General features: G+C 57.7%; 4 protein-coding genes and 5 pseudogenes. 6 read left to right on the forward strand and 3 right to left on the reverse strand.

Going from position 1 to position 14,480, the window contains the following annotated elements; genetic code table 11:
* The first annotated feature begins 106 nt into the window (after positions 1-106).
* From RHEC894_RS32195 to RHEC894_RS25460, 5 genes and pseudogenes are all read left to right on the forward strand, one after another.
* Positions 107-286 carry a hypothetical protein gene (locus RHEC894_RS32195; protein ID WP_046977201.1) on the forward strand — a complete coding sequence of 60 codons (180 nt, stop codon included), beginning with the start codon at positions 107-109 and terminating at the stop codon, positions 284-286.
* 402 nt (positions 287-688) lie between these two features.
* On the forward strand, positions 689-3,778 hold the full coding sequence (locus tag RHEC894_RS25445) for a Ulp1 family isopeptidase (protein ID WP_085739629.1): 3,090 nt from the start codon (positions 689-691) through the stop codon (positions 3,776-3,778).
* 262 nt (positions 3,779-4,040) lie between these two features.
* A pseudogene (locus RHEC894_RS33945) lies at positions 4,041-4,195 on the forward strand (group II intron reverse transcriptase/maturase); the annotation flags it as partial.
* A 265-nt stretch (positions 4,196-4,460) separates the two neighbouring features.
* A pseudogene (locus RHEC894_RS25455) lies at positions 4,461-5,643 on the forward strand (transposase).
* Between the two features lie 701 nt (positions 5,644-6,344).
* Positions 6,345-9,620 carry a Ulp1 family isopeptidase gene (locus tag RHEC894_RS25460; RefSeq protein ID WP_085739630.1) on the forward strand — a complete coding sequence of 1,092 codons (3,276 nt, stop codon included), beginning with the start codon at positions 6,345-6,347 and terminating at the stop codon, positions 9,618-9,620.
* A gap of 229 nt (positions 9,621-9,849) precedes the next feature.
* Here the strand turns inward: RHEC894_RS25460 and RHEC894_RS25465 are convergent.
* Positions 9,850-11,156: pseudogene (locus tag RHEC894_RS25465) on the reverse strand (helix-turn-helix domain-containing protein).
* Positions 11,157-11,467: 311 nt separating this feature from the next.
* Here RHEC894_RS25465 and RHEC894_RS25470 point away from each other — a divergent pair.
* A pseudogene (locus tag RHEC894_RS25470) lies at positions 11,468-12,203 on the forward strand (hypothetical protein).
* A 6-nt stretch (positions 12,204-12,209) separates the two neighbouring features.
* Here the strand turns inward: RHEC894_RS25470 and RHEC894_RS25475 are convergent.
* Both RHEC894_RS25475 and RHEC894_RS25480 read right to left on the reverse strand, forming a co-directional pair.
* Complete coding sequence (locus RHEC894_RS25475; protein ID WP_041684032.1) at positions 12,210-13,631, reverse strand: ISNCY-like element ISRel10 family transposase; 1,422 nt, start codon at positions 13,629-13,631, stop codon at positions 12,210-12,212.
* 173 nt (positions 13,632-13,804) lie between these two features.
* A pseudogene (locus RHEC894_RS25480) lies at positions 13,805-14,047 on the reverse strand (biotin/lipoyl-containing protein); the annotation flags it as partial.
* Positions 14,048-14,480: the final 433 nt, after the last annotated feature.

Consider the following 14,480-nt stretch of genomic DNA (forward strand, 5'->3'; position numbering starts at 1 on the left):
GGGGCAGTTCTTCATTTCGTTAGGGGGTCAGTTTCTCATTTCGCCTGACACCTGCGGGCGGGTGCCGCGGTGGACCGACTTGTTCATCACGCAACGATCATTCGAAATGAACGTCGAAAGCTGTCGACGACGTTCCGCCATGGAGGCCAAACGCCAGCGCGGCAGGCCAGCCTCATTCGCGACAATCAAAGGCACCGCACAGTTTGTCGCGGAGCGGCAATCAGACCACGATGAAGCTCTTGCCAGCGACAATCAACATGATAACTTCATCCCGACCGCGACATAAGAATCTCATCCAGATTGTCGCGCGCGTCTCATCCTGATCGCCGCCCCATAGGTCGCATAACTATCAGGCGCGCAACGGGTTCTGTCAGCAGCTACACCGCAATGGTTCCGTTGCCTGAGGCGGCGAAATCAGAAAGGCCGGCGGAAAGATTGGTTGGAATCGGAAATTCTGACGGCACCCTTCGCGCTGCATGTTCCACACATCACCCGAAACTGCTGGCGAGCCTCTCAAGCCATGTGCCGGCCTGATGGTCGAGTGCAGACGATTGTCGGCAAGCCGTCGCCATATGGTGTTCGGCCATGCCTTGAGGGCATGATTGGATCTGGCTTTAGCATGCTGGGCGGCGGTCGGCAGGCATTAGGATCGAGGTTCCAAATTTGAATTTCCGGAGGACCGGCATCGATGTACCCAAGACGGAACCAGCCGCGCGATGACGATTCTCGCGAAGTAAGTGGGTGGATCGAAGGCGTGACCGGAGCTTTCGATACGGACGCCTGGATCGAGGACTACTATTCAGAGAGCCGAGACATGGAACAGGATCCGAGCGACTTACGCCTCGGTTCGCACGATAGTGACGCCGGCGACCGTGTGCCGCGTCGCAGATCCGTGGGCGGTTCGATGCGAGTGACGCCGCAGTCGCTGGCGCCGGAGAGGGGTTCGGGGCAGCAAGACGTCGATGCCGCAACGGAGACTCACGTGGCCTCAACCAAGGTTCGCGTCGGCGCCAAGCGTGGTCGCCCCGCCGACCGGGACATGCATCCCGATGACGAGACCCGCATCAACCAGTTCGCGGAAGCAGTCCGAGGCTATGAAATTCTACCCGACGGTAGCATCGGCCGAGGGGACGGAAGGGTTCCCGAGGCTACCGTCGAGAACAATTTAGGGATTCTTAGGAGGTTCGCTCGTTGGCTCCGAGCAGCAAACAGAGATTCGATGGCTTCTCGGTTTTTAAACGATCCAGATTCACTAGCCGTTGATATCGCGGATTATTGGGCAAGCGGTGAGGACGATCAGAACCGTCTTAACTCAGCGCTGTCTCATTTCAGGAGGCTCGGACCTGAGGGGCAAGAACTCCAAGCCGTTGGAGCTGGGCCGCGCCTGATGGGCCGCCGAATTCATGATCCCTATCCCGATGACGCCCGCGTCATTGATAGCTTGGCCAAGGAAGAGCTGAGTAAGTTCGGACCGGTCTCGATTTCTCAGAAAAATGCCAGTAACCAACGAAAGTTTAGCGATTGGCTCAAAAGGGAGGGTAGGGGGAGCATAGTCAGCCGACTCACGGGTACTGATCAGCAGCAACGGTCGTTGCAGGAGGATTTTAGGAAATTTACCGAGGCCGAGGGAAAAGTGGTCGTGAGTTTAGATCGGCTGCGGCAGTATCTAGGCGCCGAGTCCCAGTTGAAACAGCATAATCCTTATCCCGACGACGCCCTCATGATTGATGGCTTGGCCAACGAAGAGCTGAGCAAGCTCGGACCGGACTCGACTTCCAAGAGGAAAGTTGTCCAGAATATGGCGATAAATCAACGGAGGTTTAGTGATTGGCTCCAAAAGAATGGTCGGGGGAGCATAAGCAGTCGCCTGACTGGCAGTGATGAGCAGCAACGGTCGTTGAAGGACGATTTTAGGGAATTTACTACTAACGTTGAAGTAAAAATAAGCGTGGGTTTCGATCGGCTGCGACAGTATCTAGGCGCCGAGTCGCAGTTGAAACAGCATGATCCTTATCCCGACGACACCCGCATGATTGATGGCTTCGCCAATGAAGAGCTGAGCAAGCTCGGACCGGACTCGACTTCCAAGAGGAAAGGCGTCTTGAATCTGGCCAGCAATCAACGGAGGTTTAGTAATTGGCTCCGAAAGAATGGTCGGGGGAGCATAAGCAGTCGCCTGACTGGCAGTGATGAGCAGCAACGGTCGTTGAAGGACGATTTTAGGGAATTTACTACTAACGTTGAAGTAAAAATAAACGTGAGTCTCGATCGGCTGCGGCAGTATCTAGGCGCTGAGTCGCAGTTGAAACAGCATCATCCTTATCCCGACGACGCCCTCATGATTGATGCCTTGGCCAACGAAGAGCTGAGCAAGCTCGGATCGGCCTCGACTTCCAAGAGGAGAGTCGTCTGGAGACTGGCCAGCAATCAACGAAAGTTTAGTGATTGGCTGCAAACCAGGGGTAGGGAGAGCATAGCGAGCCGGCTCAACGGCAGTGATCAGCAGCAATGGTCGTTGAAAAAAGATTACCAAGACTTCACCGAAGACATGGGAAAACACACTATCTCTTTCAAGCGGCTTCGGCAGTACCAGCAAGTCGTTGAGGCGAACGCAGCGTCGGGGTTGTCCCCTGAGCCGGCAAGTGGCCGCGAACCGGCCGGTCTGGACGGCCGTTCGGATTCACGTGCCGAGTTCAGATCAACTTCGCCGCTGCAGCAGGTTGATCCACCGATCGAAAGCCGCAGCGGATTGTCGCTCGACCATACCGAATGGCTGGGCGACCAGCATATCCAGACGGATTATGAGCTGCTAATGCAGGACTTGCAGCGAAACGATCCGGATCTCGCAGCCAGGACGCGGCTTATCGATCCCCTGATAGCCCATTATCATCTGCGCCTGGGCGATGAGAGCACCGCGCTGAGCGCTTTCCAGCGCATCGTTAATGATCAGAATGGAAGAGATACAGCCGACTTCCTGTTCCTTCCAGTGAGCGATGCCAGTGCTTCGGATCCTGATCACCGCGGCACCCATTGGTCGCTGCTACTCGTTGACCGTCGCAACCGCGAGGGGCCGGCTGCCTATCACTATGACTCCTTCCGGGGCCAGAACAACGAGTTTGCAGCAATGCTCGCACAAAGGTTGGGTACCCGTCTGGAGCCCGTCCGCATGACCCAACAGCGCAACGACTATGATTGCGGAGTCTTCGTGGTTGACGGCACGCGGGCGCTCGTTAGACGACTGGCACGAAGAGGCCGGCCAGCCGTGCTGCACCTCGACAACCTCGTCGCCGATCGGGAGCAACTCCAACGACGTCTGAGCCCCGCGCCCAACAGTGCTCGAGCGGGGGCTGCGGCGGCTGAACCGGAGTCCTCCACACAGATCGCCGATCCCGCAGAGTTTTGGCATGGAGTGGCTCAACCCGGCCAGCTTCCCGATAGCTGGAATACAGCGACCTTCCGGCAGGATTTGCCGTCAGCCGCCTATTCACCGGTGCAAAGCGTCAATCCGCCAGACGCACCATGGGAGCAAAGCTTGGGGGCATCGATCTTCGGCACCCCACAGTACACGCTGCCTGTGGACGACTTGGGAGGATTTGTCCCTCCGAGCTGGCGACACGGCAATCAACCGGTACCAGATGACCTTCTGCCTGCAATGTACTTGTTTGACTTGCTGCCGAGCGCGGACAAACCCACCAACTTCAGTATCCATGGTGTGCCCTACACGGCCACTCTGGGGCCATCAGGCATGCAGAGCGACATTTACCTTTTCCTGCAATAGGGTGGAGATGGATCGAGCAATAGATGCCAGTCGTTCTTGAAAAGCACCAAACCGTTGAGAGAGAATCCGTTTTTACGCGGCCACGTGCAGCGCGCCAACCCAGATGAGACGATCCCCAGTGCCGGGGGCGACATCGAATGTGCACGTCGCCAGTCTTCCTTCAAAACGTGACGTTTGGCCAGCATCCCAAGAGGCGACGGCTGTCGCATCTGAGGTGTAGACAGATACGGATGCGGGAAGAGCCTCGGGTGCGAAGGATGCTGGCGCGGTCGCTGAAGTGCTTAGTGCCGTCTATGACGGCCTACCCTTTGCGGGTTCTACTATGGCTTCAGGCCAGGACGAAACCCGCCCATGGCGCCGGATGCATTTCATACAGCGATCATGAGCCAACGTGTGAGTTGGGTGCTCGATGCCGACCCGTATCCTGCAACTAATGCCTGCGGGCGGGTGCCGCGGTGGACCGACTTGTTCATCACGCAACGATCATTCGAAATGAACGTTGAAAGCTATCGACGACGTTCCACCCATGGGGGTCAAACGCCGGCGCGGCAGGCCAGCCTCATTCGCGACAATCAAAGGCACCGCCAGTTTGTCGCGCGCATTGCCTCGCCTGAACTGCTCCCTGAGAATGGGTTATTGCCTCATCTAAATTGCTCCCGCCGAATCAACCTCGGGAGCTGTGATGAGGAAGGTCAGCATGGCGACACGTGCGGAATTGGTGGCAGCGATCAGTTGTCGCTATGTGTTAGGCGGGCGGGCCGAGAAGGCGAGGATGTTAGACGAGTTCGTGGCGCTCACGGGCTTTCATCGCAAGCATGCGATGCGACTGCTGCGAGGAGAACGCAAACCGGCGAAGGGTGGTCCTCGGCCAGGGCGCCGGGTTTACGGCGACGACGTGCGGGCAGCGCTCGTCGTTGTTTGGGAGGCGTCGGATCGAATTTGCGGCAAGCGACTACACCCCCTGTTGCCAACACTAATCGAAGCGATGGAACGTCATGGACACGGCGATATGAATAGCGAGACGCGCCGGCGACTCTTGACGATGAGCCCAGCGACGATTGATCGGGTCCTCAAGGATGGTTCGCGAGCAAACGGTACTGATCACTGCGTTGGCCGAACTGCGCAAGTTGCTGCCGTTCCCGCTGCTGGGCTTCGACACCGATAACGACAGTGTGTTCATGAACGAGAGTGTTCATGAGTATTGCTTGCGCGATAATATCGAACTTACCCGTTGCCGCCCTTACCGAAAGAATGATCAGGCATTTGTCGAGCAGAAGAATGGCGCAATCGTGCGCAAGATCGTTGGATACCGACGCTTCGAGGGGCTGCGAGCCACTCGGGAGCTGGCCAAGCTTTATTCGTCAATGCGGTTGTTCGTGAATTTCTTTCAGCCATCATTCAAGCTGAAAGAAAAGCACCGTGACGGAGCCAAGGTGATCAAGCGCTATCATCGTCCTGCCACACTCTTCCAGCGGCTGCTTGACGACCCACGCACGCCGGAGGATACATGCCTTTGGCTCAAGGCGATGTACCTGACGCTCGAAGACTTTCTTTCTGGCTTACGGATTGCTTGGCGTGGTGGTGAAGTGAAACCGACTGCCAGCTCCAAGCCAGCGGCCAAGCGAGAGCGGCGGAGGCCCGATCCTCTACTCGCCGTCACTGCCGAACTCGAGGAATGGTTCGAGGCGGAGCCTTGGCGAACTTCGCGAGAGTTGCTTGAACGCTTGCAGGTCAAATGCCCCGGCGTGTATCCCGACGGCCTCATTCGGACCGTGCAGCGCCGAATGAAAATCTGGCGCAGTACACAGGCCATGCGCTGGTGTTCGGGCCATTCGCCGATGCCGCGCGGCAGACGGAAAGTATAGAGGTCGGGCAGTGAGATCATTACCGAACAATACAGGATCGTCATCCGCGCTCTTACCGCCAGGTTGGCCTTCGACAACCGACCCCACCGGAAAACATGATGACCGCCCGCGAAGCCGCCCGCTCGCTACAGCGCTATTGAGAGGCGCGCTCGCGAGCGGCTTCGCTACCTCCGTCACCTGCACCAGGTGCGGGGATACGATCGGAACAACCCGTGAGGCATTCGAAAACATCGAGTGAGCCAACGACATTATTCTCCGGGAACACTCTTGGGTGAGGCAATACGGCGTCTCATCCTGATCGCCGCCCCATAGGTCGCATAACTATCAGGCGTGCAACGGGTTCTGCAAGCAGCTACACCGCAATGGTTCCGTTGCCTGAGGCGGCGAAATCAGAAAGGCCGGCGGAAAGATTGGTTGGAATCGGAAATTCTGACGGCACCCTTCACGCTGCATGTCCAACACATCACTCGAACTGCTTAAATGAAGGCCAATTTTAGCGGGCTCCGCATGGCAAGCGGCAAGCTGGCGAGCCTCTGTGTCGGCCTGATGGTCGAGTGCAGACGATTGTCGGCAAGCCGTCGCCATATGGTGTTCGGCCATGCCTTGAGGGCATGATTGGATCTGGCTTTAGCATGCTGGGCGGCGGTCGGCAGGCATTAGGATCGAGGTTCCAAATTTGAATTTCCGGAGGACCGGCATCGATGTACCCAAGACGGAACCAGCCGCGCGATGACGATTCTCGCGAAGTAAGTGGGTGGATCGAAGGCGTGACCGGAGCTTTCGAGACGGACGCCTGGATCGACGACTACTATTCAGAGAGCCGAGACCTGGAACAGGATCCGAGCGACTTGCGCGGGCAGCAAGACGTCGATGCCGCAACGGAGACTCACGTGGCCTCAACCAAGGTTCGCGTCGGCGCCAAGCGTGGTCGCCCCGCCGACCGAGACATGCATCCTGATGACGAGACCCGCATCAACCAGTTCGCGGAAGCAGTCCGAAACTACGAAATTCTACCCGACGGTAGCGTCGGCCGAGGGGACGGAAGGGTTCCCGAGGCTACCGTCGAGAACAATTTAGGGATTCTTAGGAGGTTCGCTCGTTGGCTCCGAGCAGAAAACAGAGATTCGATGGCTTCTCGGCTTTTAAACGATCCAGATTCGCTAGCCGGTGATATCGCGGATTACTGGGCAAACGGTGGGGACGATCGTAAGCGTCTTAACTCAGCACTGTCTCATTTCAGGAGGCTCTCGCCTGAGGGGCAAGAACTCCAAGCCGTTGGACCTGGGCCGCGCCTGATGGGCCGCCGAATTCATGATCCTTATCCCGACGACGCCCTCATTATTGAGGCCTTGGCCAACGAAGAGCGGAGTAAGCTCCGACCGGTCTCGACTTCCCGGAAAAATGCCAGTAACCAACGAAAATTTAGCGCTTGGCTCAAAAGGGAGGGCAGGGAGAGCATAGTCAGCCGACTCACGGGTACTGATGAGCAGCAACGGTCGTTGCAGGAGGATTTTAGGAAATTTACCGAGGCCGAGGGAAAAGTGGTCGTGAGTTTAGATCGGCTGCGGCAGTATCTAGGCGCCGAGTCCCAGTTGAAACAGCATCATCCTTATCCCGACGACGCCCGCATCATTGATGACCTAGCCAACGAAGAGCTGAGCAAGCTCGGATCGGACTCGACTTCCAAGAGGAATGTTGTCCGGATTACGGCCATAAATCAACGGAGGTTTAGTAATTGGCTCCAAAAGAATGGTAGGGGGAGCATAGCCAGTCGCCTGACTGGCAGTGATCAGCAGCAAGGGTCGTTGAAGGACGATTTTAGGGGCTTTACCAAGGCTGAAGGAAGAATAAACGTGGGTTTTGATCGGCTGCGGCAGTATCTAGGCGCCGAGTCCCAGTTGAAGCAGCATGATCCTTATCCCGACGACGCCCTCATTATTGAGGCCTTGGCCAACGAAGAGCAGAGTAAGCTCGGACCGGTCTCGACTTCCCGGAAAAATGCCAGTAACCAACGAAAATTTAGCGATTGGCTCAAAAGGGAGGGCAGGGAGAGCATGGTCAGCCGACTCACCGGTACTGATGAGCAGCAACGGTCGTTGCAGGAGGATTTTAGGGCCTTTACCAAGGAGGAAGGAAAAAAAGTGGTCGTGAGTTTCAATCGGCTGCGGCAGTATCTAGGCGCCGAGTCGCAGTTGAAACAGCATGATCCTTATCCCGATGACGCCCGCATCATTGATGACCTAGCCAAGGAAGCGCTGAGCAAGCTCGGATCGAACTCGACTTCGCAGAGGAAAGTAGTCTTGAATCTGGCCAGCAATCAACGGAGGTTTAGTGATTGGCTCCGAAAGAAGGGTCGGGGGAGCATAGGCAGTCGCTTGACTGGCAGTGATCAGCAGCAACAGTCGTTAAAGGACGATTACAGTAACTTTACCAACGCTGAAGGAAAAAGAATAAGCGTGAGTTTCGATCGGCTGCGGCAGTATCTAGGCGCTGAGTCGCAGTTGAAACAGCATAATCCTTATCCCGACGACGCCCTCATGATTGATAGCTTCGCCAACGAAGAGCTGAGTAAGCTCGGACCGGACTCGACTTCGCAGAGGAGAGTCGTCTGGAGACTGGCCAGCACTCAACGAAAGTTTAGTGATTGGCTGCAAACCAGGGGTAGGGAGAGCATAGCGAGCCGGCTCAACGGCAGTGATCAGCAGCAATGGTCGTTGAAAAAAGATTACCAAGACTTCACCGAAGACATGGGAAAACACACTATCTCTTTCAAGCGGCTTCGGCAGTACCAGCAAGTCGTTGAGGCGAACGCAGCGTCGGGGTTGTCCCCTGAGCCGGCAAGTGGCCGCGAACCGGCCGGTCTGGACGGCCGTTCGGATTCACGTGCCGAGTTCAGATCAACTTCGCCGCTGCAGCAGGTTGATCCACCGATCGAAAGCCGCAGCGGATTGTCGCTCGACCATACCGAATGGCTGGGCGACCAGCATATCCAGACGGATTATGAGCTGCTAATGCAGGACTTGCAGCGAAACGATCCGGATCTCGCAGCCAGGACGCGGCTTATCGATCCCCTGATAGCCCATTATCATCTGCGCCTGGGCGATGAGAGCACCGCGCTGAGCGCTTTCCAGCGCATCGTTAATGATCAGAATGGAAGAGATACAGCCGACTTCCTGTTCCTTCCAGTGAGCGATGCCAGTGCTTCGGATCCTGATCACCGCGGCACCCATTGGTCGCTGCTACTCGTTGACCGTCGCAACCGCGAGGGGCCGGCTGCCTATCACTATGACTCCTTCCGGGGCCAGAACGACGAGTTTGCAGCAATGCTCGCACAAAGGTTGGGTACCCGTCTGGAGCCCGTCCGCATGACCCAACAGCGGAACGACTATGATTGCGGAGTCTTCGTGGTTGACGGCACGCGGGCGCTCGTTAGACGTCTGGCGCGAAGAGACCGGCCAGCCGTGCTGCACCTCGACAACCTCGTCGCCGATCGGGAGCAACTCCAACGACGTCTGAGCACCGCGACCAACAGTGCTCGAGCGGGGGCTGCGGCGGCTGAACCGGAGTCCTCCACACAGATCGCCGATCCCGCAGAGTTTTGGCATGGAGTGGGTCAACCCGGCCAGCTTCCCGATAGCTGGAATACAGCGACCTTCCGGCAGGATTTGCCGTCAGCTGCCTATTCACCGGTGCAAAGCGTCAATCCGCCAGACGCACCATGGGAGCAAAGCTTGGGGGCATCGATCTTCGGCACCCCACAGTACACGCTGCCTGTGGACGACTTGGGAGGATTTGTCCCTCCGAGCTGGCAACACGGCAATCAACCGGTACCAGATGACCTTCTGCCTGCAATGTACTTGTTTGACTTGCTGCCGAGCGCGGACAAACCCACCAACTTCAGTATCCATGGTGTGCCCTACACGGCCACTCTGGGGCCATCAGGCATGCAGAGCGACATTTACCTTTTCCTGCAATAGGGTGGAGATGGATCGAGCAATAGATGCCAGTCGTTCTTACATTCTAACTTTGCGGTTACAATTGCTGTCAAAGCTGATTAGAGGGGCGACATTGTCAGCCAGTTAGAAACGCGACGCTGGCTCTGATGATCAGCCCCGATCCGACCGGCTGGGCCGGGTTGAAAGGGCGGAGCGGGGGCGGGTGAGGGGCGCCCATCGGCTTTAGCTTTAAGACGATGCGATCGACGCCTCACTCGGCAGCATCGCGCTTTGCCAGCGCAGCTTTATGGCGTTCGATGACGGCCGGATCGTTCGTAAAATCCTTCCGCCGTCCCGGACCGTGAGCACGTCGCACATAGCCGTTCATCTCGCTGTTGGTCATCACCACCGGCTTCGACGGCTGCTCCTGACGCTCCTTGATATAAGACAGAACGTCGCCGAGCCGTTTGTTCTCGGTGATCGCCGCATGCGTCACCCGCTGGTCCTTGTCGAAGGTTTTGTAGGGCAGGGAATGTCCCTTCCATCGTACATCGAGGCGGCCGTCGGCATAGGCATAGGTCTCGACATAGCGGCCGGCCAATCCGCGCGTCACGTCGCTCTCCTCCAGCATGATCCGCTTACGCTCGAACGAAAACGTCAGCTGCGATCCGACATAGCGCTGCTCGCGTTTGCACAGGATCTCTTTCAACCGATCCGGTGCAAGATTTACCGGCCGGTGCAGGTCATCGGATCGGGCAGGGACAATCGCAAACCGCCCATTGTAGTCCACCATGAAGCCCGGCAGAAATGCATTGCCTGCCTCCATGCTGTCGATGCCTGCCAGTCGCAATTCCTTGACCAGACGATCCTGCAGCGTCCGGTTCATCCGCTCGACACGGCCTTTGGCCTGGCTGGAGTTTGCACAGAGAATCTCGATATTTAGCTCCGAGAGTGCCCGAACTGGGTCATGCCCTGACCACCCTTGGCCTCCTTCTTCGTCACCCGGAAGACCGAGTGCTTGTCGGAATAAAAGGCAGAGCGCACGAACCGCAACTGCATCAACCGGCCCGTCGCATCGTCGACAAACACCAGGAGCGAGCACGGATCTCCACGATCCTCGAACCAGCGATGCTCGGACCCGTCGATCTGCACCAGCCCGCCATAGGCTTCGCGCCGCAAGCGCGGCTGATGAAACGTCCGCCGCTGCTTGCGTGACAGCCACAATCCGGCCTGCGTCATCCAGCCGCGCAACGTCTCGCGCGACACACGCAATCCATCGCGCTCGGCAAGCTTCTCGGCCGCCAGCGTCGGACCGAAATCCGCATAACGTTCACGAACCAGCGTCACCGCATAATCGCGAACACCATCGCTGATCCGGTTGTTCGACGGCCGGCCGATCGCCTTGTGCCGGATCGATGCCGCACCGGTCGTTCTGATGCGATCCAACAGCCGCCGCACCTGGCGCTCGCTGAGAGCAAGCACATGCGACGCCGACACCATCGTCATGCGGCCGTCGGCAACCTTCGACAAAACCGCGATCCGCTGCAGATCACGCTCGCTCATCGCTATCAATCCCATCTGCAATCTCCGCCGTCATCAAAACGGGGAGAGTGTGACATTCCAACTTTGCAGAATCAGGACACTTCAACTTTGCGGCTACAACACCTGTCAAAGCCGAATAGGGCTGCGACGCTGTCGGCCAGTTAGAAACGCGACACTGGCACCGATGATCAGCCCCCGATCCGACCGGCTGGGCCGGGTTGAAAGGGCGGAGCGGGGGCGGGTGAAAGAACACCTCTTCGGCTTTAGCTTTCTCAATAGCAATTGTTCAGTCGCCGGCTGATACTCGCTTTTATCTGAATTGAGCGGGTAGGGATCAAAGCTGCACGATGCTTCCGGAAATCAAGCTGCAGGGTGACGTCGATGTCGCCGCGCTGTCACCTCTTCCGCGGCATGCTTCTGTCCGTTGCCTATGCTGACGGTGAGGGTGGCATAGGATTGACCGCGACCGGTGCTATGAACCGCAAATTCGTACATTGGGCCGCTGTGAACTTCCTGTGGCCCGACTTCACAGCTGAAGACCTTTACAGCATGAACAAAGTGCTGAACGAAAGCGACATGCCGCCGCTCTGGGTCGTGCGGGACACGACCCGCCATCTGAAGCTTCTTCGCCGGAAAAAGGATGTGCTGCTGCCAACCAGACGCGGCCGGGAGTTTCTGGTGAACCCGCAAGCCTTCTTCGATCTCGTGGCCACAGACTATCTCTACTCGTATGTCCATGCCACCGAGCGGGAAGCTGAGGTGCAAGCGCGCCTACGCTGGTGGCGCATGTTCCTCAATCTTCTCAATATCAAGGCGAGAGAAGGCTGTACGCCTTTGGACGTCGTGAAGATCCTCTATCCAGACACGGCACCTCTGTCCGCCACCGAAATGACCCTGGAAGCCTGGGAGCTCAAATCCGATCTCCAATATGGCGTCCTGCGGCGCCTGTGCTGGCTGGGCCTGCTTTATGAGGCACGAGAAGGGCTCACGCTTCTTCAAGACGGAGCCTTCCACAAGACGCCGCTTTGGTCCGCCTGCCTGCAATTGGAGTCAGATACGCAAAGCGATATCGGCGTGCATTGACGCCCTTTATTCCGCAGCCGGCTGCCTCAATAACGCTTTCTCCCGCCGTGCGATCACCGCCGGATCGTTCATGTAATCCGTTCTCGGCTTGCGTCCACGTTTCTGGTAGCCGTTCCCCGTGCTGCCATCGCGAATGCCGAACATATGGTCCGTCTGCCCAGTTCGCCGTGGTCCGCCCTTGCTGCGCTGCTGCTCCCGCCCAGCCTGCAGCTCGGCGACAACAGACAGCATGTCGTCCAACCGCTTGTTATCGACGACCTCGGCGCGATGCACGGAGCGTAACGTGTCAAAGGTTCGGTAGGGCAGGGCAAAGCTCTCGTGCATGATCTCGAGGCGCCCGTCCGGATAGTCGCAAACGACGACCTTCTTACCCGCCAGGGACCTGGAAAGATCTGTCGGATCAAGGATGAACAGCACCTTGTCATAGCGCAGCGTCAAAGCCTGCGACAGCGTGCGAACTTCCTTGCGGCACATGGCGCCATCGAGGTTCTCGTGGTCGGCCAACGGCCGGTGCATGTCCTTCGGATTACGCGGCTGTTTGCCAAAACGCGCGTTGAAATCCGCAATGAACTCAGGCGCATAGGCGTTGGCTTCCTCGATCGTGTCGATGCCGCGCAGCCGCATTTCCTTGACCAGCCGATCCTGCAGTGTCTGGTTCGCACGTTCGACGCGGCCTTTGGCCTGCGGGGTATTGGCACAGATGATGTCGATGTTCAGCTCATAAAGCGCGCGGCCGAATTGTGTCAGGCCGCTCGTCCGGTCCTTCTCCGACGCATGGGTCGAACGAAAGACGCCGTGCTTGTCACTGTAGAAGGCCAGCGGTTTGCCCCATTGCTGCAGATAGGCCTTGGTCGCGTGCAGATAGTCGAAGGTGTTCTCCGAGCCGGCAAACCGTAGATGCAGCAGCTTGCCGGTGGCGTCGTCGATATAGACGAGCAGGCCGCATTTGGGCCCACGGTTCTCGAACCACCAGTGATGCGAGCCATCGATCTGTACCAGTTCGCCAAAGCAATCACGTCGGCCGCGTGGCTGGAAAACCCGCTTCTTGCGTTCCCGACGCGAGACCCAGATGCCGGCCTCGGTCATCCATTGCCGCAGGGTCTCCTTGGCGACCGAGATCCGGTGCAGCTCGATCAGCTTCTCACGCGCCAGCGTCGGACCGAAATCCAGATAGCGTTCACGGATCAGATTCAGCGCCGCATTGCGAAACTCCTCGCTATGGCGCCGGTTGCTCGGTCGCGATCGCTTCTTGGAAACAAGCCCGGCCGGACCATCCCGGTCATAGGCCTGCAGCAGCCGATGGACCTGACTTCGACTGAGGTCGAGCCGTTCGGCGGCCTGCACAACGCTCAGGCGTTCGTCACGGATCTTCTGGATGAGTTCGAGGCGATGCAATTCTTTCTGCGACATGGTGATCATAAAGGACATGACGACTCCGACCGCTCATGGTCTCGACCAGGCTGAAGGTCGTCATCCTTGCTCCCGACATTGGCATTGACCAGTCGTCGAGAGGCGAGATTGTCGCATCTCTAACTGGCCCAACTGTCGCATTACTAAATAGCCGCTACAACACCAAATAGCATAATCAACGTTATGGAACTTTACGCTGAACCGGCCGCGATAGTTACAAGCAGGTCCTTGGCATTGATCTGGTCGCCGGCTTTGACGAGAACTTCGGCGATCGTGCCGTTCTCCTCGGCGTGAATTGCCGTTTCCACCTTCATCGCTTCGGTCGACACCAGCACATCGTCGGCATTGATCGCCTGTCCGGGCGACACAAAGACGCGCGAGATGGCGCCCGGCATCGGTGGGCCGACATGAGCGGCATTGCCGGTTTCGGCCTTGGGTGCGAAGACGGCGGCCGGTGACGCTGAGGAATTTTGCGAGCTCTTGCTGTTGGTTTCCTCGCTGACCCGAGCCGCATCTCGTTGTGCAGCTAACCGGCTCGGCTCACGTGACAACAAACACAAGAACATCTGGTTGTTTCTATCGAGTTTGGCGCAGGAGGCGCAGGAGGAAAATCGACATGACTGTCGCAACTAGGCCCATAATTGCCAAAGCGTATAGGCCTGTGGAAAAACCTCCGGGCTGACTACGGAGATACCCTATAACGAACGGCCCCACAAATGCTCCTAGGTTCCCGAGTGAGTTAATGAATGCGATCCCGCCGGCGGCAGCGGAGCCACTAAAGAAAGCAGAAGGCAGCGCCCAAAGGGTCCCTTGCAACCCAATATGCCGCGCATGAGCATCCCTCGCCAGAACCCGTCAGGGCCGGGT

This window comes from Rhizobium sp. CIAT894 (genome assembly GCF_000172795.2).
Taxonomy (GTDB): domain Bacteria; phylum Pseudomonadota; class Alphaproteobacteria; order Rhizobiales; family Rhizobiaceae; genus Rhizobium.

What these genes read in the sequence shown, in the direction of transcription:
- RHEC894_RS25460 (WP_085739630.1), top strand. Translation starts at nt 6,345, where the DNA reads ATGTACCCAAGACGGAACCAGCCGCGCGATGACGATTCTCGCGAAGTA.
- RHEC894_RS32195 (WP_046977201.1), top strand. Translation starts at nt 107, where the DNA reads ATGAACGTCGAAAGCTGTCGACGACGTTCCGCCATGGAGGCCAAACGC.
- RHEC894_RS25445 (WP_085739629.1), top strand. Translation starts at nt 689, where the DNA reads ATGTACCCAAGACGGAACCAGCCGCGCGATGACGATTCTCGCGAAGTA.
- RHEC894_RS25475 (WP_041684032.1), bottom strand. Translation starts at nt 13,631, where the DNA reads ATGTCCTTTATGATCACCATGTCGCAGAAAGAATTGCATCGCCTCGAA.